The 21,095-nt window shown below is 59.5% G+C and carries 21 protein-coding genes; 8 read left to right on the top strand and 13 right to left on the bottom strand.

Translation table 11 applies throughout. The features are described 5' to 3' along the window. The first annotated feature begins 11 nt into the window (after positions 1-11). A complete protein-coding gene (gene trxA, locus BM074_RS06885) occupies positions 12-335 on the top strand; it encodes a thioredoxin (protein ID WP_027230897.1) in 324 nt (107 codons plus the stop codon). A 46-nt stretch (positions 336-381) separates the two neighbouring features. On the opposite strand, the gene BM074_RS06880 is transcribed toward trxA, so the two are convergent. The 10 genes from BM074_RS06880 to BM074_RS06835 form a co-directional block, all read right to left on the bottom strand. After that, a complete protein-coding gene (locus BM074_RS06880) occupies positions 382-1,710 on the bottom strand; it encodes a bifunctional folylpolyglutamate synthase/dihydrofolate synthase (protein ID WP_091920678.1) in 1,329 nt (442 codons plus the stop codon). Positions 1,711-1,743: 33 nt separating this feature from the next. Continuing rightward, positions 1,744-2,676 carry an acetyl-CoA carboxylase, carboxyltransferase subunit beta gene (gene accD, locus BM074_RS06875; protein WP_027230895.1) on the bottom strand — a complete coding sequence of 311 codons (933 nt, stop codon included), beginning with the start codon at positions 2,674-2,676 and terminating at the stop codon, positions 1,744-1,746. Between the two features lie 45 nt (positions 2,677-2,721). Next, complete coding sequence (trpA, locus tag BM074_RS06870; protein WP_091920676.1) at positions 2,722-3,561, bottom strand: tryptophan synthase subunit alpha; 840 nt, start codon at positions 3,559-3,561, stop codon at positions 2,722-2,724. A 2-nt stretch (positions 3,562-3,563) separates the two neighbouring features. After that, positions 3,564-4,814, bottom strand: coding sequence for a tryptophan synthase subunit beta (gene trpB / locus BM074_RS06865; protein ID WP_027230893.1), 1,251 nt, complete (start codon positions 4,812-4,814; stop codon positions 3,564-3,566). Between the two features lie 45 nt (positions 4,815-4,859). After that, entirely contained in the window at positions 4,860-5,519 is a 660-nt protein-coding gene (locus tag BM074_RS06860; RefSeq protein ID WP_091920674.1) for a phosphoribosylanthranilate isomerase, read from the bottom strand. 55 nt (positions 5,520-5,574) lie between these two features. Then, positions 5,575-6,216 carry a YdcF family protein gene (locus BM074_RS06855; protein ID WP_091920672.1) on the bottom strand — a complete coding sequence of 214 codons (642 nt, stop codon included), beginning with the start codon at positions 6,214-6,216 and terminating at the stop codon, positions 5,575-5,577. After that, positions 6,216-6,974: a M48 family metallopeptidase gene (locus BM074_RS06850; protein ID WP_091920670.1), complete on the bottom strand. Its 759-nt coding sequence runs from the start codon at positions 6,972-6,974 to the stop codon at positions 6,216-6,218. Before BM074_RS06850 ends, BM074_RS06855 begins: the two co-directional genes overlap by 1 nt. Positions 6,975-7,076: 102 nt before the next feature. Next, entirely contained in the window at positions 7,077-7,523 is a 447-nt protein-coding gene (locus tag BM074_RS06845; protein WP_091920668.1) for a DUF2852 domain-containing protein, read from the bottom strand. 117 nt (positions 7,524-7,640) lie between these two features. Continuing rightward, entirely contained in the window at positions 7,641-8,786 is a 1,146-nt protein-coding gene (locus BM074_RS06840; RefSeq protein ID WP_091920666.1) for a benzoate/H(+) symporter BenE family transporter, read from the bottom strand. Between the two features lie 9 nt (positions 8,787-8,795). Beyond that, entirely contained in the window at positions 8,796-9,611 is an 816-nt protein-coding gene (locus tag BM074_RS06835; RefSeq protein WP_244506661.1) for an alpha/beta hydrolase, read from the bottom strand. Between the two features lie 204 nt (positions 9,612-9,815). On the opposite strand from BM074_RS06835, the gene infC reads away from it, so the two are divergent. The 5 genes from infC to pheT all read left to right on the top strand — a co-directional run bounded on the left by infC (position 9,816) and on the right by pheT (position 14,927). Further along, a complete protein-coding gene (gene infC, locus BM074_RS06830) occupies positions 9,816-10,352 on the top strand; it encodes a translation initiation factor IF-3 (RefSeq protein WP_036813559.1) in 537 nt (178 codons plus the stop codon). A 241-nt stretch (positions 10,353-10,593) separates the two neighbouring features. Continuing rightward, the gene (gene rpmI / locus BM074_RS06825; protein ID WP_027230885.1) at positions 10,594-10,794 is read left to right on the top strand and encodes a 50S ribosomal protein L35; all 201 of its coding nucleotides are present in this window, start codon (positions 10,594-10,596) and stop codon (positions 10,792-10,794) included. A 41-nt stretch (positions 10,795-10,835) separates the two neighbouring features. Continuing rightward, positions 10,836-11,237 carry a 50S ribosomal protein L20 gene (rplT, locus tag BM074_RS06820; RefSeq protein ID WP_027230884.1) on the top strand — a complete coding sequence of 134 codons (402 nt, stop codon included), beginning with the start codon at positions 10,836-10,838 and terminating at the stop codon, positions 11,235-11,237. 111 nt (positions 11,238-11,348) lie between these two features. After that, positions 11,349-12,431: a phenylalanine--tRNA ligase subunit alpha gene (pheS, locus tag BM074_RS06815; RefSeq protein ID WP_091920664.1), complete on the top strand. Its 1,083-nt coding sequence runs from the start codon at positions 11,349-11,351 to the stop codon at positions 12,429-12,431. A gap of 87 nt (positions 12,432-12,518) precedes the next feature. Next, positions 12,519-14,927, top strand: a complete 2,409-nt coding sequence (gene pheT / locus BM074_RS06810; RefSeq protein WP_091920662.1) for a phenylalanine--tRNA ligase subunit beta — start codon at positions 12,519-12,521, stop codon at positions 14,925-14,927. Between the two features lie 131 nt (positions 14,928-15,058). On the opposite strand, the gene BM074_RS06805 is transcribed toward pheT, so the two are convergent. Together BM074_RS06805 and BM074_RS06800 are read right to left on the bottom strand one after the other, a co-directional pair. Continuing rightward, a complete protein-coding gene (locus BM074_RS06805; RefSeq protein ID WP_162737113.1) occupies positions 15,059-15,826 on the bottom strand; it encodes an aspartyl/asparaginyl beta-hydroxylase domain-containing protein in 768 nt (255 codons plus the stop codon). Positions 15,827-16,066: 240 nt separating this feature from the next. Beyond that, positions 16,067-17,062, bottom strand: coding sequence for an aldo/keto reductase (locus tag BM074_RS06800; protein WP_091920660.1), 996 nt, complete (start codon positions 17,060-17,062; stop codon positions 16,067-16,069). Between the two features lie 100 nt (positions 17,063-17,162). Here BM074_RS06800 and BM074_RS06795 point away from each other — a divergent pair, with 100 nt between their 5' ends. Together BM074_RS06795 and BM074_RS06790 are read left to right on the top strand one after the other, a co-directional pair. Further along, a complete protein-coding gene (locus BM074_RS06795) occupies positions 17,163-18,053 on the top strand; it encodes a LysR family transcriptional regulator (RefSeq protein WP_091920658.1) in 891 nt (296 codons plus the stop codon). 37 nt (positions 18,054-18,090) lie between these two features. Beyond that, complete coding sequence (locus tag BM074_RS06790) at positions 18,091-19,077, top strand: Gfo/Idh/MocA family protein (protein ID WP_091920656.1); 987 nt, start codon at positions 18,091-18,093, stop codon at positions 19,075-19,077. 77 nt (positions 19,078-19,154) lie between these two features. Here the strand turns inward: BM074_RS06790 and BM074_RS06785 are convergent, their stop codons facing one another. Further along, positions 19,155-21,068: a S10 family serine carboxypeptidase-like protein gene (locus BM074_RS06785; RefSeq protein WP_091920654.1), complete on the bottom strand. Its 1,914-nt coding sequence runs from the start codon at positions 21,066-21,068 to the stop codon at positions 19,155-19,157. Between the last annotated feature and the right edge of the window lie 27 nt (positions 21,069-21,095).

Here is a 21,095-nt window from a genome sequence, read left to right as displayed (position 1 = left end):
AGGAAAAGCCTATGGCTACCGTCAAGATCGACACCAGCAATTTTCAGTCCGATGTAATCCAGGCTGGCCAGCCTGTCGTCGTTGATTTCTGGGCGGAGTGGTGCGGCCCCTGCAAGATGATCGCGCCGGCCCTCGAGGAAATCGCTTCGGAGATGGAAGGCAAGGTCACGATCGCCAAGGTCAACATCGATGAGAATCCGGAACTGGCCGCCCAGTTCGGCGTCCGTTCCATCCCGACCCTTCTGATGTTCAAGGATGGCGAACTTGCCGCCAACCTCGTTGGTGCTGCTCCGAAGAGCAAACTCAGCGACTGGATCAGAAATTCGGCTGCCTGATCAATCCGGACTGCACAATAAAAAACCCGGCCTTATGCCGGGTTTTTTATTGTGGCGGCGTGGCGTTGTCGGAGAGCACTTCGCCGGCAAGATAGAGCGAGCCGCCGATGAGGATGCGCGGCGCGGGCTCGCTGGAGTCCCAGCTATCGCGCAAGATTTTCAGGGCATTCTCCACCGAATGCACCGGCTCGGCGGAAAGACCCGCTTCATTGGCAGCGATTGCCAGCTCGTCGTGGGGGATACCGGCGCCGCTGGAGCGGATCGGCACCGTATAGACGTGGCGCGCCATGCCGGTGAATGCCTGGAAGTATCCCACCGGGTCCTTGGTATTGATCATGCCCGTAATGAGGAAAAGCGGGCGCTGGCTGCGGTCTTCAAGGGTGGCGATCGCCTCTGCGACCACGAGGCCCGCACCGGGATTGTGCCCGCCGTCGAGCCAGATCTCCGAACCGGGTACGGATAGTTCAACAAGCTTGCCCTTGACGAGGCGCTGCATGCGCGCCGGCCACTCCACGGTGGTCATGGCGCGCTCAACGGCCTGTTCGGGAACTTTAAAGCCGGCGGTCCGCACGGCCTGGATGGCCGCGGCCGCATTGGCCAGTTGGTGCCGGCCAAGAAGGTTCGGCAGGGGCAGATCCATCAGGCCGGTATTGTCCTGGTAGATCATGCGACCGCGCTCTTCGAAGCTCAGGAAATCCTGACCATAGACGGCATAGGGACAATCGCGGCGCTCGGCGGTCTCGATCAGGACCATGCGCACGGCTTCTTCGTCCTGCGCGCCAATAACGACGGGGCAACGCGGCTTGATAATGCCCGCCTTCTCGGCTGCAATGAGCTCCACACGATCGCCAAGATAGGGTTGGTGGTCGAGCGAGATCGGCATGATGACGCTGACCGCCGGCTCCGGGATTACATTTGTCGCGTCGAATCGTCCACCAAGACCAACTTCAAGGACAACGGCGTCCGCCGGGTGCTCGGAAAAAAGCACAAAGGTGACTGCCGTCAAAATTTCAAAAACGGTGATCGCCTGCCCCGCGTTGGCTTCGGCAACGCGCTTTACCGCTTCAGCCAGAACCGCATCCTCGACAATCTTGCCGCCGCCCGGCGCACCGAGCCTGTAACGCTCATGCCAGCGCACGAGATGGGGGGAGGTATGCACATGCGCGGTATAGCCCGCAGCCTCGAGCAGTGCGCGAGAGAAGGCTACCGCCGAACCCTTGCCGTTGGTCCCGGCGACATGGATCACCGGCGGGAGTCTCAGATGCGGATTGCCCAACGTGTCGAGCAGGCGTGTGATCCGGCCGAGCGACAGGTCGAAGCCCTTCGGGTGCAAGCCGAGCAGCCGTTCTATTTCCTTTTCAGCATGCGACGACATTGCACATCCGGCTTTAGGTATGGCGCAGCGGCATCAGGAATCGGCCTTGGCCGGAACCGGCAAAGCGGTGGTGGCGAGACCATTCGGCACATCGGTCTCCTCGGCAATTTCCGTCGCCGGCTGGCCCATCATCATCTTGAGGAGCCGGGCAATAGTCGTCTTGAGCTGCGGCCGCGGCACCACCATGTCGACCATGCCGTGGGTTTTCAAATATTCGGCGCGCTGGAAACCTTCCGGCAGTTTCTCGCGGATGGTCTGTTCGATGACGCGCTGCCCGGCAAAGCCGATCAGGGCGCCTGGTTCTGCAATATGGATATCGCCGAGCATGGCATAGGATGCGGAGACGCCGCCGGTCGTCGGATTGGTCAGGACGACGATATAGGGCAGGCCGGCTTCCTTCAGCATTTCCACGGCAACCGTGGTGCGCGGCAGCTGCATCAGCGAAAGAATGCCCTCTTGCATGCGCGCCCCGCCCGATGCGGCAAAGAGCACAAGCGGCTTCTTCTGTGCGATCGCTGTTTCAAAACCCTTGATGATTGCCTCGCCCGCTGCCATCCCGAGCGAACCGCCCATGAAGCTGAAGTCGTGGATCGTGACGACGATCGGCAGACCCTCGATGGTGCCGAGGGCGTTGATGATTGCGTCGTCCTGCCCGGTCTTGGTGCGATGTTCCTTGAGGCGGTCGATATAGCGCTTCTCATCGCGGAATTTCAAAGGATCGATGGCGACCTTGGGCTGCTCGAGCGTCTCGAAAATCCCGTCATCGAAGAAAAAGCGCAGCCGATCACGCGCCGGAATGCGCATGTGGTGGCCGGAAGACGGCACGACCCACTGGTTCTTTTCGAGATCCGTGTGGAAGACCATCTCTCCGGACTCCGGATCCTTGATCCAGAGATTCTCCGGCATTTCACGGCGGCCAAGCATCGAGTTGATCTTTGGCCGAACGTAATTCGTGATCCAGTTCATGATCGGTCCTGTTCTTCCGTCAAAGGTTCAGGTGATTTAGAGCTTCTACTCGGCCGCCGCAAGGCGTACAGCCCTGACGCCGCTGGACAGGCCCTGCACCATGGTGGCAACTGCCTCGGCAGGATCGGCGACCAGCGAGCCATCGGGACGGATGGTATTGGCAACGGCATTGATGATCGCCGTACCGACGACGACACCGTCGGCGGCGCTGCCGATAACCTTTGCCTGTTCTGCGGTCTTGACGCCGAAACCGACGACGACCGGAAGGTCCGTGTGCTTCTTGATCCGCTCGACGGCGCTCGCAACCTTCGACGTGTCGGGAAGCGCCGAACCGGTGATGCCGGTCATCGATACGTAATAGACGAAGCCGGAGGTGTTCTGCAGCACTTTCGGCAGGCGCTTTTCGTCCGTCGTCGGCGTCGCCAGGCGAATGAAGTTGATCCCGGCCTTGATGGCGGGGATGCACAGCTCTTCATCCATTTCAGGCGGCAGGTCGACAATGATGAGACCATCGATTCCCGCAGCAACGGCATCCTTCACGAAGCGGTCGACACCATAAATGTAGATGGGATTGTAGTAGCCCATCAGCACGATCGGGGTCGTATCGTCGCTCGCGCGAAACTGCCCGGCAAGCTCCAGGGTCTTGGTCAGGGTCATGCCTTTTTTCAGCGCCCGCAGGCCCGCAGCCTGAATGGCGGGGCCATCAGCCATGGGATCGGAAAAGGGCACGCCGAGTTCGATGATATCGGAACCCGAGACCGGCAACGACTTCATGATCTTGAGCGAGGTGTCGAAATCCGGGTCGCCGCCCATGAAGTAGGTCACGAGCGCCGGACGACCCTCGGCTTTCAGTGCAGCAAATTTCCTGTCGATACGCGTCGTCATGATCAGATGTCCATTCCAAGCAGTTTGCCGACCGTGTGTACGTCCTTGTCGCCGCGGCCGGATAGATTGACGATCATGATCTTGTCCTGCGCCATCTGCGGCGCGATCTTCACCGCGTGCGCGATGGCGTGGGCGGATTCGAGCGCCGGAATAATACCCTCTACGCGTGTGGTCAGCTGGAAGGCGTCGAGCGCCTCATTGTCAAGGATCGGCACGTAGGAAACGCGGCCCGTATCGCGCAGCCAGGAATGCTCCGGTCCGACGCCCGGATAATCGAGGCCGGCCGAAACCGAGTGGCCGTCAAGGATCTGGCCATCCTCATCCTGCAGGAGGTAGGTGCGGTTGCCGTGCAAAACGCCGGGACGGCCTGCGCTCATCGAGGCACAATGTTCGATACCGTCAAGCCCTCGTCCGCCAGCCTCGATGCCGATGATCTCGACGCTCTTGTCGTCGAGGAACGGGTGGAACAGGCCGATTGCGTTGGACCCGCCGCCGACGGCAGCAATGATCGTGTCGGGCAGGCGTCCCTCCTGTTCGAGGATCTGCTCGCGTGCCTCAATGCCGATGACGGACTGGAAGTCGCGAACGAGTTCGGGATAGGGATGGGGACCAGCGGCAGTGCCGATCAGGTAGTAGGTGTCGTCGACATTGGTGACCCAGTCGCGCAGCGCCTCGTTCATGGCATCCTTGAGCGTGCCATGGCCGGAGGAAACCGGCTTCACTTCGGCACCAAGCAGCTTCATGCGGAAGACGTTCGGCTTCTGCCGTTCGACGTCGGTCGCGCCCATATAGACGACGCAGGGGAGCCCGAAGCGGGCCGACACAGTCGCCGAGGCGACGCCATGCTGTCCGGCGCCGGTTTCGGCGATGATGCGGGTCTTGCCCATGCGCTTGGCGAGCAGGATTTGCCCCAGGCAATTGTTGATCTTGTGGCTGCCGGTGTGATTGAGGTCTTCGCGCTTGAAGTAGATCTTGGCGCCGCCATTGCCGCCCTTATCCTTGGCGAGCTGGCGCACGTGCCGGGTCAGGCCCTCGGCATAATAGAGCTTGGACGGGCGGCCGGCATAGTGCGTGGAAAGCGCCTGAAGCTCAGCCTTGAAGGCCGGATCATTCTTGGCGTCGTCATAGGCCTGCTGCAATTCAAGAATGAGCGGCATCAGCGTTTCGGCAACAAAGCGCCCGCCGAAAATGCCGAACATGCCCTCTTCGTCGGGACCTGTCTTGAATGAATTGGGCTCAACCACCTTGTTCACTGCTCCACTCCGTTCCTGGAATAGTCGCCGAAGCGACTGCCCGCCTTAAGCCGCATCGGCGCTTTTGGCAGCGCGCACGGCCCTGAAAAATTCCTTGATAAGCCCGACATCCTTAACGCCGGGCGCCGATTCGACGCCGGATGAAATATCAATGCCGCCCGGCAATGTCTCCTGCAATGCCTGGCCGATATTACCGGCATTCAGCCCGCCGGACAGAATGTAATCGAGCGAGCCGCCAAGCTCACTCAAGACCTGCCAATCGAACGCGACGCCATTGCCACCCGGCAAGGCCGAGCCTGCAGGTGCCTTGGCATCGAACATCAGCCGATCGGCGATGCCGATGTACGGTTCGATCTGCGCAAGGTCGCCGCGCTCGCGCAGCGAGAAGACCTTGATCACCGGGAGGCCATAACGCGCTTTCACCTGCCGCACGCGCGAGACGCTCTCGTGGCCGTGCAACTGCAGCATATCAGGCGCCATTTCCGAAACGATCGCATCGAGCGCGGCATCGTCGGCGTCAACGGTAACGGCAACGGCCTTTGCTCGGCCTGCGGCGGCGCGGCGCAGACGACCGGCCTCGGCAGGGTTAATATTGCGCGGGCTCTTTGCAAAGAAGATGAAGCCGATATGCGTGGCGCCACCGTCGAGGGCAGCGGCAACTGCTTCGTCGGTTTTCAATCCGCATATCTTCATATCAAGGCTCATGACCCGCCACTCGCATGAAAATGCGCCAAAGTCGAGGATTTTGCATCGGACTCTGTCACAGATGGTGGTGATAGCCCTTCGCGACAAGAAATTCGAACGCATCCGCGACGGATACGGGGATGGATTGCGCTGTCTGATAGCCCTTGATGGGGTAAATCCTCATGCGATGCACGTCGCCGACCATCTCGTTGATAAGGCCCTCAAGCGAATAGGCCGTCGTCGGTTGGTCTTCGAAACGGGTAAGTGGTGCGGTCACCAGCGTTGTAACTTCAGGCCATTGTGCATCCGCCGTGGCGCGGACGCGCCGCTGGGTCTGCGGCTTGGTGACCATAATGACCCGCTGGATATGCTCGCCGGCCATTGATCTGGCAAAGCGGATATTCTCGCCGATATTGGTGGCGTGGGGCTCGATGAGAATGGAGACGGCGGGCACGCCAAGATTGACGGCACGGTGCGCAAACGCCTCTGCCTCGCTGCTTTCATAAAGGTTGCCGGTCCAGTTGCCGGATTTGCCGGTAAAGAGAATACGCGGCGCCAGACCCTGGTGAAACAATGCGGCGCAATGGTCGGCGACGCGCAGATCGTAGCTGCCGAGCCCGATGATCAGGTCCGCCTTGGCGAGCGGATCGTAGATGTGGTGATACTCCCACAGCGTTTTTGCGGCCTGCAAAACCGGCATTGGAAGATCGACTGCCATCAGCTGAAATCGATTGCCTGCAATGCGCCGCCATTGCGCTTCAGCCAGGCCTTGCAGCGATCGGTATCGGGGCAAAGCTCGCCGCACAGCTTCCAGAATTTCGGACCGTGGTTCATTTCCTTAAGGTGTGCGACCTCGTGCGCGACCAGATAATTGATGATCGGCGGCGGGGCCATCATGATGCGCCAGGAAAAGGACAGCGTGCCATCGGAGGTACAGGAGCCCCAGCGGCTTTTCGTATCCTTCAACCGCACCGCTTTTGCGCGTCGGCCGACAGCCGCAGTATGGCGCGCGACGAGCATTTCAAGGTCGCGGCGGGCTTCCCGCTTGAGGAAATCGCCGACGCGGCGGGCAAGATGCGGGCGGTCACCGCAAACGATGAGCAATGGCCCGTCTGGTCCCGGCTCCTGCCGCACCGTGCCGCGCTTGGCGGGTTCGTGAACGATGCGATGCGGCACACCTCGCACCGGTATCTTCACGCCGGGGCGCACCTTGGGCTGGTCGGGCATCTTGGAGATGCGGGTCTCGATCCAACCCTCGTGGCGCGTGAGGAACTTGTCGATCTCTCGCGCCGGCATGCCGGGCGGCACCGTCATGCGCAGCCCCTTGCCACCGGCGTCGATCCGCAGCGTCAAGCGTGTAGCGCGAGGGTTCTCCATCACGCGCAGCGGCAGAACGCGCCCGGCTACCTCATAGCTGCGTTCAGCCGTAAGCGTGGCGGACTTTTTCGGCGGGTTCCGAAACAGGGACAGGATCATTCGGCCACTTTAGTTGATTCGAGGGGTGTCGCCAGCCAAAACAGGAGCGGCGCCGGGACATCCCGGCGCCGCCTCATACAGCAACGAACGATTGAAACAGGGTTATTCGCCGTTGCCTTCATTCACATCAGGAACCGATCCCGAAGACTTCCTGGCGTTGCGATCGGCCATGAACCGGTCGAATTCTTCCCTGTCCTTGGCGCGGCGCAGTTCCTGCGCGTAGGTCTCGAACTCGGCGCGCATCTCTTCGAGCTTGCGGCGTTCCTCGTCGAGGCGCTCCAGTTCCTTCTCGCGCCATTCGTCGAAGGCGACGTTGCCGGTGCCGAACGGACCTCTGCCGAAACGCTGCGAACGGCGATTGCGGCGCCACGCACCGCAAACGTTTTCAGCGGCATTGTTCATTTCGTGTTTGAAACCGCCAAACCGGTTGCCCCAGACAATGTAGGCAAGCATGGCTAAGCCAAGTGGCCAGAACAGCATGAAACCGATAATCATCAGAGCGATGGTCGCCGGGGTCCAGCCTGGCCGGATCAAAGCAGCATTGTTCATCTAAAGCCCTTCCTTACTGAAGAAAGCCCGACCCCGATTGGTCGATCGATTACGACATGGGAAGGAAATTTTGGCTTTTCAAGAAAACGTGACTCCAAATGCGACAAGCCTTTGGAATCAGACCGCTTTCTTTACGTGATCGAGCCAATAGACGAGCAGGCCCGCAACGAGCGCCCAGAAGGCCGCGCCGATTCCCGCGATGGAGATGCCGGATGCAGTGACCGCGAAGGTCACGATTGCGGCAAGGCGCTCCTTTTCTGTCTTGAGCGCGAGCGAAAGCGCGTTGGTAAATGCACCGATGAGGGCGAGGCCGGCGACGAGCGCGATCAGCGGCGCCGGTAGAACCGCGAAGAGCGCGACGAGGGAGGCGCCGAAGATCGCAAATATCAGATAGGAAAGCGCATAGAACGGTCCCGTCAGCCAACGCTTCTGCGGGTCAGGATGGGCATCGGGACCGGTGCAGATGGCGGCCGAGATCGCCGCCATATTGCTGGTGTGCCCACCAAAGGGCGCGCTCAGGAGCGAGACGAGGCCGGTCACCTGCAAAGCCGCGGCCGTCGGCGGCTCGTAACCTGCAGCGCGCAAGACCGCAAAACCCGGCAAGTTCTGCGAAGCCATGGTGACGAGATATAGCGGCAGGGCAAGGCCGATCATGGCGCGCAAGTCAAACACCGGCATGATCAGCGTCAACGTCGACAGTTCAACCGAGGGGACGCTAGCCACGCGCCCGCTGGCAAAGGCGTATATCACGCCGCCGAAAAGCACCGCGAGCACGGCCATGGCAGGGTTATAGAGCCGGGTGACGAAGAACAGCGCCGCCAGCGGCAAAACAAAGAGCGGATCAACCGGTATGGTTCGCGCCGCGCCGATGAGGAAGGCAAAGAGCACGCCGGCAAGCATGCCCGAGGCGATGGAAGCCGGGATCTTCGAGACGAAAGCCGAGACCGGCTTGATCAACCCCGTAAGGATGATGGCAAGGGCGGTGACGATAAAGGCACCAACGGCCTCAGGCATGGTAAAGCCGATCGATCCGCCGATAAGCGCAAGGCCGGGGGTCGACCATGCACTGATGATCGGCATTTTGTAGCGCCAGCTGAGGTAGCCGGTCGCGAAGAACATGGCGAGACAGACGGCGGTGACCCAGCTAGCGGTCTCGGCCTGTGTCGCGCCCAGCGCCTGCGCCGCCGCGATAATCAGCGCCAGTGTACCGCCAAAACCGACGACCGCAGCAACGACGGCAGAAGCAACCACTGAAAAGCGCATGAGGGTGACCTATTGAACGGGCGGGCGGGACTTTGGATGGGTGATGCGATCGACCATTGAAGACACGGTTCGCGTCAGAAGTTCAAGGTCCTGCGGGCGGGAAAGGCGGTGGTCGCCGTCGCGAACGAGGGTGATCGTCACGTCGTCGACGGGAAGATGATCGACGAGTCGCAACGCATGGCGATAGGGAACGTCGTCGTCCTTCATGCCTTGGAGAATGTGAATGGGGCAGTCGGTCTGGATGACGCCCTTCAATACCTGGTTGGTACGCCCGTCTTCGAGCAGCTTCTTCGTGTAGATATAGGGCTCCGGCGAATACTCCGACGGCTCTTCCATATAGCCAAGCTCGGCGATCTGCCGCCGCTGCTTGTTGGTCAGTTGCGGCTCTACCAGTTCCGAGGTGAAGTCGGGCGCCGGCGCAATAAGGACGAGGCCGGCGACCCGTCCGCCTTCACCGACCTTCTGCAGTTCTTCGATGAGGCGTAGGGCAATCCAGCCGCCCATCGACGAGCCGATTACGATCTGGGGCCCGGAGGTGAAATCGCGGAACACCGCCAGCGTCTGTTCGAGCCAGAGCGAAATCGTGCCGTCGCGGAATTCACCGCGGGATTCGCCGTGCCCGGAATAGTCGTGCCGAAGATAGGCAAGGCCACTGCTTGCAGCCCATTGATCGAGCCATTCGGCCTTGGTGCCGAGCATGTCCGAGCGATAGCCGCCGAGCCAGACGAGACCGGGTTCGCCTCCATTCCGCCTGCGGTAGGCAATCTCGATCCCATCGACGGTGTGGAACTGGGGCGGGGTAATGTCCATGAGCATGCCTGTCATCTATCGCTATACTGCCTTTTGCCATGTTCGCACCTGGCAATAAAGCCCGCGATATTGCATAAAACTGAAACAATCCTATGTCTGTCATGGATGATTTATCCCGAAAAAAATGGTATTCGCATGGGCCCGACGCATAGAAGCATTGCGGCGCTGGTCCGACGGTGCTATTTGCGTTGACCGAAATAATTCAAGGAGACTACTGCCATTCGCCGACCCTTTAGAGCACAGGCGGTCCAGAAAGATGGACCTCGTTCGAACCGCGATATCCGCGTACCTCAGGTACAATTGATCGATGCCGAAGGTGAAAACCACGGTATCGTTACCATTCAGGCAGCACTGGCCATGGCCGATGAGGCCGGACTTGATCTCGTCGAGATCGTCCCCAATGCCGAGCCGCCGGTTTGCAAGATCGTCGATCTGGGCAAGCTGAAGTACCAGGGCCAGAAGAAGGCCGCTGAGGCGCGCAAGAAGCAGAAGACAGTCGAAATCAAAGAAATCAAGATGCGTCCGAACATCGATACGCATGACTATGATGTGAAGATGAAGGCGATCAAGCGGTTCTTCGATGAGGGCGACAAGGTCAAGGTAACGCTGCGTTTCCGCGGCCGCGAAATGGCGCACCAGGAACTCGGCATGCGTCTGCTCGACCGGGTGAAGGAAGATACTGTCGAGATTTCCAAGGTCGAGGCGGAGCCGAAGCTTGAGGGCCGCCAGATGATGATGGTGCTCGCACCGCGCTGACAGGCGCTTTCCTCGGATCAAGAGCCGCCTTCGGGCGGCTTTTTCATTTACAATCGGCCTTGATCGATTCAGTTGTTGCGCTTTTTCAGACTTCTGGTAATAAGGCCCCGTTCAAACCGCCCGGCAGGGCATGCCGTGGCGGTTTTGTATGCTTTCAGGCTTTGGTCGGCCTGAAGTGGAAAAACAGGAGCCGCCGTTTCACAGAAACGACTTGGCTCCTTTAGAAGAATGGAGTAGCAAAATGCCCAAGATGAAGACCAAATCTGCTGCCAAGAAGCGGTTCAAAGTAACCGGGACTGGCAAAGTCAAAGCCGCCGCCGCTGGCAAACGCCATGGCATGATCAAACGTTCGAACAAATTCATCCGTGACGCACGTGGCACAATGGTTCTTTCCGATGCCGATGCGAAGATCGTGAAGAAGTTCTTGCCCAACGGCCTCTAAGCCGGGCGCGTTTTTAGTCCTTAAGACAAGGAGATCATATCATGGCACGTGTAAAACGGGGCGTTACGTCCCACGCCAAGCACAAAAAAGTTCTGAAGCAGGCCGAGGGTTTCCGTGGCCGCCGCAAGAATACGATCCGCACCGCAAAGGCTGCCGTTGATCGTTCGAAGCAGTACGCTTATCGCGACCGCAAGAACAAGAAGCGCACGTTCCGCGCGCTCTGGACCCAGCGCATCAATGCCGCCGTGCGCGAGCATGGCCTGACCTACAGCCGTTTCATCGACGGCCTGTCGAAGTCGGGTATCGAAGTCGACCGTAAGGTTCTGTCGGATCTCGCGATCCACGAGCCGGAAGCATTCGGTGCACTCGTCGCTTCTGCCAAGAAGGCGCTTGAGTACCTCAAGAATACCACTCCGAACGCTTTTGAAGGCGCTGTCCACTAAGCCCAGCGCTCCCAAAGCATTTTCGGAAAATTAGACTTGGGAAACCCGCGCTGGCTCGGCTGGCGCGGGTTTTTCGATTTTTGTCATTGACGATCAGACAGGTGATGAACGATGGACGACCTGGTAGAACTGGAAAGCGTGCTTGCCGCGCAGATTGCGGCAGCCAATGACGAAGCGGCCATCGAGGCCGTACGCATTGCTGCACTCGGCAAGAAGGGCTCGATCTCGGAGAAGCTGAAGTCGCTCGGCGCAATGTCGCCGGAAGAGCGCCAGTTCCAGGGCCCGGCCATCAATGGCCTGAAAAACCGTATTACCGAAGCGCTGACGGCCCGCAAGGCCGCCCTCAAGGATGTGGCCATCGCTCTTCGTCTCGAAAAGGAAAAGGTCGACATCACGCTGCCGGTCCGCGCCGCTCCGGTAGAGCGCGGCCGCATCCATCCGATCAGCCAGGTCATCGACGAGATCACGGCAATTTTCGCCGACATGGGCTTCTCCATTGCCGAAGGGCCAGACATCGAGACCGACTATTACAATTTCACCGCGCTTAATTTCCCGGAAGGCCATCCGGCGCGCGAGATGCACGACACCTTCTTTTTCAATCCGGATGCCAACGGCGAACGGCGTGTGTTGCGCACGCATACGAGCCCGGTTCAGGTCCGCACCATGGAGAACCAGAAGCCGCCGATTCGCATCGTTATTCCGGGCAAAACCTATCGCATGGATTCCGACGCGACCCATTCGCCGATGTTCCATCAGGTCGAAGGCCTCGTCATCGACAAGACGGCGAATGTCGCCAACATGAAATGGGTGCTCGAAGAGTTCTGCAAGGCGTTCTTCGAAGTGCCGTCGTTGAAGATGCGCTTCCGTCCATCCTATTTCCCGTTTACCGAGCCATCGCTTGAGGTCGACATCCAGTGCGATCGCTCCGGCAAGGAAGTGAAGTTCGGCGAGGGCAATGACTGGATGGAGATTCTTGGCTGCGGCATGGTGCATCCGAATGTGCTGCGCGCCGGCGGCCTCGATCCCGATGAGTATCAGGGCTTTGCCTGGGGCATGGGCATCGACCGCATTGCCATGCTGAAATACGGCATGCCGGATCTGCGCGCTTTCTTCGATGCGGATGTCCGCTGGCTTTCGCATTACGGCTTCCGCCCGCTCGACATGCCGACCCTGTTTGGCGGCCTCAGCGCGTGAGCGCAGCGCTAGAAAACCTGTTTCCGGTGCGAGCGGCTTGGCCTTGTCGAAACGCTCCAACGCTAAAATCTGAAAACGAGTGAAATCATGAAATTCACACTCTCCTGGCTAAAAGACCACCTCGAAACCGATGCGCCGCTCGACAAGATTGTCGAGACCCTGACGATGATCGGGCTCGAAGTGGAATCGCTCGACGACAAGGCGGCCTTGAAGCCTTTTGTCATTGCCAAGGTGCTGACTGCGGCCCGCCATCCCGACGCCGACAAATTGCAGGTTCTGACCGTCGACACGGGCGACGGCAAACCGCTACAGGTTGTCTGCGGCGCACCCAATGCGCGCGCCGGCTTGATCGGCGCGTTTGCGTCGCCCGGCACCTATGTCCCGGGCATTGATATTACACTGTCGGTCGGCAAGATTCGCGGTGTCGAGAGCCATGGCATGATGTGTTCGGAACGCGAATTGCAGATGTCTGACGAGCACAATGGCATTATCGACCTGCCGGAAGACGCACCTGTCGGCACCAGCTTTGCCGCCTATGCCGGGCTTGACGATCCTGTCATCGAGATCAATCTCACGCCCAACCGTCCGGATTGCACCAGTGTCTATGGCATCGCGCGCGACCTGGCTGCCGCCGGGATCGGCAAGCTCAGGCAACAGGCGATAGCGCCGGTGAAGGGAACGGGAGAGCCTCGGGTTGGCGTCTCGCTCGATGTTGATAGCCACCTTTGCCCGGGTTTCGCCTGGCGCACGGTCAAGGGCGTCAAGAACGGCCATAGCCCACAATGGCTGCAGCAGCGGCTGATCGCCATTGGCCTGCGGCCGATCAATGCGCTTGTCGATATTACCAACTACCTGACCTTCGACCGCGGCCGGCCCCTGCACGTGTTCGACGCCGACAAGGTGAAGGGCGATCTTACTGTTCGCCATGCCAGGGCAGGCGAGGAAATCCTCGGCCTCAACGGCAAGGAGTACAAGCTCGGCCCGGACAATGTCGTCATCGCCGATGCCGATGGGGTCGAGTCGATCGGCGGCATCATGGGCGGCGAACATTCCGGCTGCGACGAAAACACCACCAATGTGGTGATTGAATCGGCCCTCTGGGATGCGATGAACATTGCTCGCACCGGCCGCAATCTCGGCATCATCACCGATGCGCGTTACCGCTTCGAGCGCGGTGTCGATCCGGAGTTCATGATTCCGGGGCTTGAACTGGCAACGCAGCTTGTGCTCGATTTCTGCGGCGGAACGCCGTCGGAGGCGAAGGTCGTCGGCTATGAAGGCCACACGCCGAAGGTGGTCCGCTTCCCGCTATCGGACGTCAAGCGTCTGACCGGCATCGAGGTGCCTGCCGCAACCAGTCTCAACATCCTTTCGCGCCTGGGTTTCGTGCCACAAGGCACGGGCGAGGCTGTGGACGTGATCGTGCCCTCCTGGCGTCCCGATATCGACGGTAAGGCCGATCTCGTCGAGGAGGTCATGCGTATTCACGGCGTCGACCTCATCGAGCCGCAAGCGCTGCCGAGCCATGCGACGGTCAACGGCAAGATTCTGACAACCCTGCAGATCCGCACCCGCCACGCCCGCCGGGCACTGGCCACGCGGGGCATGATGGAGGCTGTCACCTGGTCGTTCATTTCCGAAACGGCGGCCAAGGCATTTGGTGGCGGCCAGCCGGAATTGAAGCTCGCCAATCCGATCGCTTCCGATATGTCGGATATGCGCCCCTCCCTGCTGCCCGGCCTGCTTGCCGCCGCCCAGCGCAATGCTGATCGCGGCTTCAGCGATCTTGCCCTGTTCGAGGTTTCCGGAACCTATGAGGGCGACACACCGGAAGCGCAACGGCGCGTTGCCGCTGGCGTTCGCCGTGGCACCGCCCGTCTCGACGGATCAGGCCGCCATTGGTCCGGCAATGCCGCGCCCGTTGGCGTTTTCGACGCCAAGGCCGATGCGCTCGCCGTGCTCGAGGCTTGCGGCGCGCCGGTGGACAAGCTGCAGATCGAATCCGGTGCTCCCGGCTGGTACCATCCCGGACGGTCGGGGGTGATCAAGCTTGGTCCCAAAGTGGTTCTCGGCACCTTTGGCGAGTTCCATCCGAAGACGCTGGAAACGCTCGATGTCGGCGGCACGCTCTGTGGCTTCGAGGTTTTCATCGACGCTATCCCGGAGCCGAAGCTGAAGGCGACGCGTACCAAGCCCGCGCTTAACCTATCCGATTTCCAGGCGCTTCGCCGCGACTTTGCGTTCATCGTCGACAAGGGCGTTGAAGCTGGCGCAATCGTCAAGGCCGCTCTCAACGGCGACAAGAAGCTGGTGACAGGCGTTCAGGTCTTCGACGTGTTCGAAGGTGCGTCGCTGGGCGCAGACAAGAAGTCCGTGGCGATCGAGGTGGCGATCCAGCCGCAGGAGCGCACGCTGAACGACGAGGATCTGGAGGCGCTTTCGAAGCGGATTGTCGAGAATGTCGCCAAGCAGACCGGGGGCGTCTTGAGGGGATAACCGCCCTCCCCGGACCACGTCGTTTCACTGCTATCGCGGGTCATTTGCGATCCGCCTGGGTCCTCGGGACAAGAGCCCGAGGATAATGGCAGAGTCTATTAGGCGAAGGAGAAGCACAGGCGAACCTTGCCTTACTTCTGAATGACCTTCCAGTTCTTGTAGAATACCGAATTGCTGCCCTTTAGGACGACGCCCATGAAGGCGACGACGGCGGCGAAGAATCCCGGTACGTAGGACGGGCGCAGGATATCGACGAAGAGGCAATAGCGCGTCTGGTCGGTCTGGTTCACTGACTGGTGCATCAGCGTATCATCGAAGATGAAGAGCTTGTCGTCCTTCCAGTAACTGGTGGTGTCGCCGCACCAGATATAGGCCGAGCGGTCATTCATGTCGTTGATATTGTAGAGGACGCGGATCGTTGCGCGCATCGGCCCGAAGTGCTTCGACGTCGAATTCTTCTTGTTAAAGACCGAAACCCCGATCGTCTTCACGAAGTTGTACTTCTCGTAGAACGAAGGCACGTTGGCGAAGCTTGGCTGATCCTTGCCGTACCATTTGAAGAAGAACATGCTGCGCGATTGCTGCTCGGCGCGCTGCTGCAACTGGCCGACGATATTCTCCTTCTGAGTCGCCGTAATCAGGCGCTTCACCTCCGCCTGATAGTCGGAAGGCAGGTCCTGCAGGCGGTAAACGCCCTTGTTGATATAAGGGAGCGAGAGAAGGTCGAGAATGATATTCAGCGGCGAAAGAACCCAGGTGAAAATGCCGTTGCCGAAGAAATACTGCTCGATCACCTGCAAGTTGAGATTCTTGTTGCGCGACAAATCATAGATGCCGCAGATCAGATAGAAGATCACCAGATAGGGTACGAACCAGGCGATAATTGCCAGTACAACCAATCCGATACCCCAGCGCCTAAGCGACTTTTTCGTTGCTTTTTCCATGATGTTCCAGTTGAGCGCCATTATAGATTGGCCAACGGCGCGGCTTGTTGAGACAAATCGATCCTGCGCGATATACAACCGCCGACGCATTTTTAAAAGTGGCGAACGGCGGTTATAGGCACCGGGGGTCGGCAGTCTGTCAAGCCTCTGGAAGGAATGGCAGGGCGCCCTGTCGGAAACGCCCTGCGGTTGCAATCAGCCGTTGACGAGGGCGAGAGCCGCCTCGGTATAGCGCTTGCCGGCAACGCGGTTGGGAGAGAGCGCATCACCGATCTTCGCAAGGTCCGCCGTGGACAATTCGATATCAGCCGCGGCGGCATTCTCCTCGAGGTGCTTGATCTTGCGTGCGCCCGGTATTGGTACGATGAAATCACCCTGGTGCAGCACCCAGGCAAGCGCGAGCTGCGCCGGGGTGACACCCTTGTCGCCAGCAAGGCCCTTCAGCGTGGCGATCAGCACCGCATTGGCATCCATGTTCTCGGCCTGGAAGCGCGGCAGTGTCCGCCGCCAGTCATCCGTTCCGAGTTCGTCGGGCTTGCTGATCGTGCCGGTCAGAAGGCCGCGCCCGAGCGGGCTATAGGGAACAAAGCCGATCCCCAACTCCTTGCAGACTGCAAGAACCTCGTCTTCGGGATCGCGACTCCACAGGGAATATTCGCTCTGAACAGCGGCGATCGGATGCACCCTGTGCGCACGGCGGATCGTGGCGGCACTCGCTTCGGAAAGGCCAAGCGCCTTGACCTTGCCTTGCTTTACGAGGTCGGCCATTGCGCCCACCGTATCTTCGATCGGGACGTTCGGATCAACGCGGTGCTGGTAAAAGAGATCGATCTGCTCAATGCCGAGGCGTCCGAGCGATGCCTCCGCGACTGCTTTCACGTGCTCCGGCCGGCTGTCGACGCCCGCCATGCGGGCTGCGCCCACGCCTTCGTCTGAAATCTTGAAGCCGAATTTCGTGGCGATCACCACCTTGTCCCTGCGGTCCTTCAGCGCCTTGCCGACCAGAATCTCATTCTCGAACGGGCCGTAGACCTCGGCCGTATCGAAGAAGGTGACGCCGATATCCACTGCGTGCTGCAGCGTGCGGATTGCATCGGCTTCCTCCTGCCCGCCATAGGCGAAGCTCATGCCCATGCAGCCGAGACCGACGGCCGAGACGTTGAGTTCCGTTACAAGTTTGCGTTTTTCCATCACTGATCTCCTTGTCTCGTGTGGTGAGTCGAAGATAAGGCCTGTCGGAGTGTTCGATAATTCCTTGTCGATGGCACAGCTTGTTCGATATGGTAGATCAATGGAACGATCCCGCCTGCCGCAACTTGCCGTTTTCGCCAGCGTCGCCGCTTGCGGCGGTTTTCGCGGTGCCGCCAAGGAACTCGGCATAGCGCCATCCGCAGTGAGCCATGCCATCTCCAGTCTCGAACAGGCCCTGGGCGTCAGGTTGCTGGCTCGCACCACGCGCAGCGTCACCGTCACCGAGGAAGGCGCGCTGCTGTTGAAGCGGCTGCGCCCGGCGCTCGGCGAGATCGACCTCGCGTTCGATGCGGTCAAGGAAGCGAATAATCGCGTTGCCGGCAATCTGCGCCTCAGTGTTCCGCCCTTCGCGGCCCACTGGCTGCTTGCTCCGCGGCTCGCCGCCTTCAGCACGGCCTATCCCGGGGTCACGCTGGAACTCAGGGTCGAGGAACCGTTCAATGATATCGTCGCCGCCGGTCTTGATGCCGGCATGCGCCTCGGCGAAAGCCTCGAGCCCGACATGATCGCCGTACCGCTGAGCGGTCCGATCCATGCCAATATCGTCGGGGCGCCTGCCTACCTCGATGAGCACCCGCTGCCGTTGCATCCGCGCGATCTTGCCGCGCATCGCTGTATCCGTCGTCGCTTCGCAAGCGGTCAGGTCTATCGCTGGGAGTTTGAAAAGGATGGCGAGGAGATCGTCATCGATGTGAACGGCCCATTGATCCTTGGCGATGACGGCCTGGTTATTGCCGCCGCTCTTGGCGGTGCGGGGCTCGCTTTTCTCCTCCAGCATATGGCGCAGGATGCGATTGCCGACGGTCGGCTGCGCTGCGTCCTTGAAGATTGGTGCGCGCCATTTCCGGGCGTCTATCTTTACTATCCGAGCCGCCGGCAAATGCGCCCGGCGCTGCGCGCCTTCATTGATTTCTTCCGCTTTACGACCTAGAGCAGTGCTTCCATTCGCCGAAACAGGAGAAGCCGTCATGTTCCGCTGGGGTGTTTTATCAACTGCCAAGATCGGAGTGACAGCCGTCATTCCGGCAATCTGCGACGCGGAAAACGGTGTTCTCACCGGAATTGCCAGCCGCGATCTTGCGAGGGCGCGCGCGGTTGCCGATCGTTTCGGCGCGCCGCATGCATTCGGCTCCTATGAGGATATGCTCGCGTCCAGCGAAATCGACGGCGTTTATATCCCACTGCCGACGGCCCAGCACGTCGAATGGTCGCTGAAAGCCGCCGAGGCCGGCAAGCACGTCCTGTGTGAGAAGCCCATTTCGCTCAATGCCGGTGAAATCGATGCGCTGCTGTCCGCGCGCGACAAGAATGCCGTTTTGATTTCGGAGGCCTTCATGGTCACCTATCATCCGCAATGGCTGAAGGTGCGGGAGCTTGTCGCCGACGGCGCCATCGGTACACTGCGCCAGGTGCAGGCGGCATTCACCTATTTCAACAAGGACGCCAACAATATGCGCAATCAGGTGTCGCTCGGCGGCGGCGCCCTGCCCGATATCGGCGTCTATCCGACGGTCGCGACACGCTTCGTTACCGGCAAGGAGCCGTTGCGGGTCGCCGCAAGCGTCGAGCGCGATCCCGAATTCGGCACCGATCGCTTTGCGAGCGTCCGGGCGGATTTTGACGGGTTCGAACTCACGTTCTACGTCGCCACGCAACTCGCCGCCCGCCAGTCGATCGTATTCCACGGCGACAAGGGGTTTATCGAGGTCCTGGCGCCGTTCAACACCGGCAAATACGATCATGCCAAGATCACGCTGCATAATGCCAACCATAGCAGCGCGACCGAGTTCAACTTCAGCGATGTGAACCACTACCGTCTGGAGGTCGAGGCCTTCGCCCGCGCCGCCAAGGGTGGGAAGGCTCAAATCTTCACGCTGGAGGATTCGGTGCGCAACCAGAAGCTCATCGATGCGATCTACCGCGCCGATAAGAGCGGGGCCTGGGAAACGGTTTGAGATTTTGGCGACTTTAAATAAAAAACCGGCGGTCTCTCCGCCGGTTTTCATCTTTGCTTGCCGCTTGGGCCCGCGTTCTAATTTTTTGAGGCAACGGTAGTTGCTGGTTGCGCCATGTAGAACGCGTCCAGCTCTTTCTTCATCGGTCCCCGCGCCGCCTCCGTATAGTACGTCATGTGGCCACCCTCGAATAGTTTCACGGGTATGATTTTGTCGAGCTTGGCCTGTTTCAACGTTGACTCGCTACCGAAAAAAGGCGTCGACATGTCGTAGTAGCCATGAAGCACCAGCATCTTCAATTTGGGGTCGTGCGCGAGCGCCTGCGTTATTTCGAGCACGCCGCCCGGGTTGCGTTTCATATTAAATTTACAGCCGCAATTTGTGAGGTATTTACCCTCGGTAAAATAATTGAGATATGTCGGCAATCTCGAACTGATGTGGTCGCCGAAAATCGTCTCTTCAAAGAGGTTAACGTCATAGTCATCCGCTTTCAACCGCGTGTCGTAGACCCCGCCGCCGAACCCAGGTACTTTGATGGATATATCGCCGTACTTCGTGAACGCTTCATCTGCCGTCATCGAAGGATCGCCAAAAATATTCCGCAGTTCGGTCAGTGTTGACTCCACCAAAGCAAGTACCTCAGGCGTCTTTGGCTTGTAGGCCAGCGGCTTGCCGCTCTTTCCTCCAGTTCCAGGTTCTTGAACCTTTTCGTTGTACTTCACATATGTAGGCGCGAAGCGTTCCTCGGAGAATTTGCGCAGATAGTCGGCATATTCTTCCAGGGTGCGTTTGCCGCGCCAGCTCTTCGCTGGACCCAGCAAATAATCGACCGTAAAGGCTCTGGTTGGTAAGGTTAGATAGCAACCACCGGACAAATTGAACAGGTCGCATGAACTCCCGTTCAGAAGCGGCGAGTTGAAGACCAGGCCCGTGAGCACCTTTGTCGGTCTGCCGGAAGGATCAGGCTCGTAAAGACTGATGCCAGCGTCTTCCATGAGCGCGCTGGCAAAGGCGATGCGCGAACCGCCCCAGGATTCGCCGTACAGATATTTGGGCGAACTCTGCCGGCTGTTCGTGTTGACGTAGCGTGCTACTAAGTCCCGAACTATAGCTGCGTCCGTGTCAGCGACGTAGAATTCTTCATTCTTGTGCGGCGCGATTGCTTTTGATAGCCCCGTGCCGACAGGGTCGACAAAGACAAGATCCGTATGGTCGAGCAGTGTCTCTGCATTGTCGATAAGCGGAAATTTCAGGTCCTTGGCAAGTTTTGGAATATTGGGCGTGTCTACTTTAAGGCGTTGCGGGGCCCATGAAGCAGTATGCAAATACACAGAGGAAGAACCGGGCCCACCGTTGAAGAAAAAAGTGACGGGACGGTTTTCAGGAGGCAGGTCGTCCCGCGTATAGGACATATAGAAAATCGCCGCCTGCGCGTCTTTCTTGTCTGGGTTTTTGGGGTCCTTCGGCGCAAAGGCGATATAGTGACCGGCCTTGGCGGTAAACCAGACCGTCTTGCCATTGATCGTCATCGAGTGGCGCATCGAGGATGGCGTTTCGTCGACCGGCGCCGTCGCGGTCGCAGGATGGTCCTTTTGATGGAATGCATAGTCCGCCGGAGCAATCAGCGCATAAGCCTCTTCGTCAAGCCCCGCTTCTTTCAGGACGCTTACGGCCTCGTAGGGCTTGCCCGCCTTCATCAATTCTGCGGCCTGCAGCCGGGCGGTGGCGCCGGGATCGACAGTTACGGACGGGGGAACCGGCTGCACTGGTTCGGTGACTTCAGGCACCACCTCTACAGTCGTTTCCGGCGCCACCGCTACCGGTGTTTGCGGCGTCACGGCTTGAGTGGTTTCTGGCAAAGCTGCTGCTTCAAAGGTGCCCGCCGAGGAAACTTCGACGGCGGGCGCCGCACTTGCCGGGGCCGGGTTATGGGAATTGTCGCAGGCAGCGAGGCCTAAAAGTGGAAAAAGGTAAAGTATTTTTAAGTTCATTTGAATTCCCCTATGAATGGGTGAATT

This window comes from Phyllobacterium sp. CL33Tsu (assembly GCF_900113985.1).
GTDB lineage: Bacteria > Pseudomonadota > Alphaproteobacteria > Rhizobiales > Rhizobiaceae > Phyllobacterium > Phyllobacterium pellucidum.
Note: the sequence above shows the minus strand (reverse complement) of the source record. Positions and strands in the feature narration are given on the sequence as shown.

What these genes read in the sequence shown, in the direction of transcription:
- BM074_RS06850 (WP_091920670.1), bottom strand. Translation starts at nt 6,974, where the DNA reads ATGATCCTGTCCCTGTTTCGGAACCCGCCGAAAAAGTCCGCCACGCTT.
- BM074_RS06785 (WP_091920654.1), bottom strand. Translation starts at nt 21,068, where the DNA reads ATGAACTTAAAAATACTTTACCTTTTTCCACTTTTAGGCCTCGCTGCC.
- BM074_RS06860 (WP_091920674.1), bottom strand. Translation starts at nt 5,519, where the DNA reads ATGAGCCTTGATATGAAGATATGCGGATTGAAAACCGACGAAGCAGTT.
- BM074_RS06795 (WP_091920658.1), top strand. Translation starts at nt 17,163, where the DNA reads ATGGAACGATCCCGCCTGCCGCAACTTGCCGTTTTCGCCAGCGTCGCC.
- BM074_RS06790 (WP_091920656.1), top strand. Translation starts at nt 18,091, where the DNA reads ATGTTCCGCTGGGGTGTTTTATCAACTGCCAAGATCGGAGTGACAGCC.
- trpA (WP_091920676.1), bottom strand. Translation starts at nt 3,561, where the DNA reads ATGACGACGCGTATCGACAGGAAATTTGCTGCACTGAAAGCCGAGGGT.
- BM074_RS06840 (WP_091920666.1), bottom strand. Translation starts at nt 8,786, where the DNA reads ATGCGCTTTTCAGTGGTTGCTTCTGCCGTCGTTGCTGCGGTCGTCGGT.
- BM074_RS06845 (WP_091920668.1), bottom strand. Translation starts at nt 7,523, where the DNA reads ATGAACAATGCTGCTTTGATCCGGCCAGGCTGGACCCCGGCGACCATC.
- BM074_RS06855 (WP_091920672.1), bottom strand. Translation starts at nt 6,216, where the DNA reads ATGGCAGTCGATCTTCCAATGCCGGTTTTGCAGGCCGCAAAAACGCTG.
- accD (WP_027230895.1), bottom strand. Translation starts at nt 2,676, where the DNA reads ATGAACTGGATCACGAATTACGTTCGGCCAAAGATCAACTCGATGCTT.
- trxA (WP_027230897.1), top strand. Translation starts at nt 12, where the DNA reads ATGGCTACCGTCAAGATCGACACCAGCAATTTTCAGTCCGATGTAATC.
- BM074_RS06835 (WP_244506661.1), bottom strand. Translation starts at nt 9,611, where the DNA reads ATGACAGGCATGCTCATGGACATTACCCCGCCCCAGTTCCACACCGTC.
- rplT (WP_027230884.1), top strand. Translation starts at nt 10,836, where the DNA reads ATGGCACGTGTAAAACGGGGCGTTACGTCCCACGCCAAGCACAAAAAA.
- pheS (WP_091920664.1), top strand. Translation starts at nt 11,349, where the DNA reads ATGGACGACCTGGTAGAACTGGAAAGCGTGCTTGCCGCGCAGATTGCG.
- BM074_RS06880 (WP_091920678.1), bottom strand. Translation starts at nt 1,710, where the DNA reads ATGTCGTCGCATGCTGAAAAGGAAATAGAACGGCTGCTCGGCTTGCAC.
- pheT (WP_091920662.1), top strand. Translation starts at nt 12,519, where the DNA reads ATGAAATTCACACTCTCCTGGCTAAAAGACCACCTCGAAACCGATGCG.
- BM074_RS06800 (WP_091920660.1), bottom strand. Translation starts at nt 17,062, where the DNA reads ATGGAAAAACGCAAACTTGTAACGGAACTCAACGTCTCGGCCGTCGGT.
- rpmI (WP_027230885.1), top strand. Translation starts at nt 10,594, where the DNA reads ATGCCCAAGATGAAGACCAAATCTGCTGCCAAGAAGCGGTTCAAAGTA.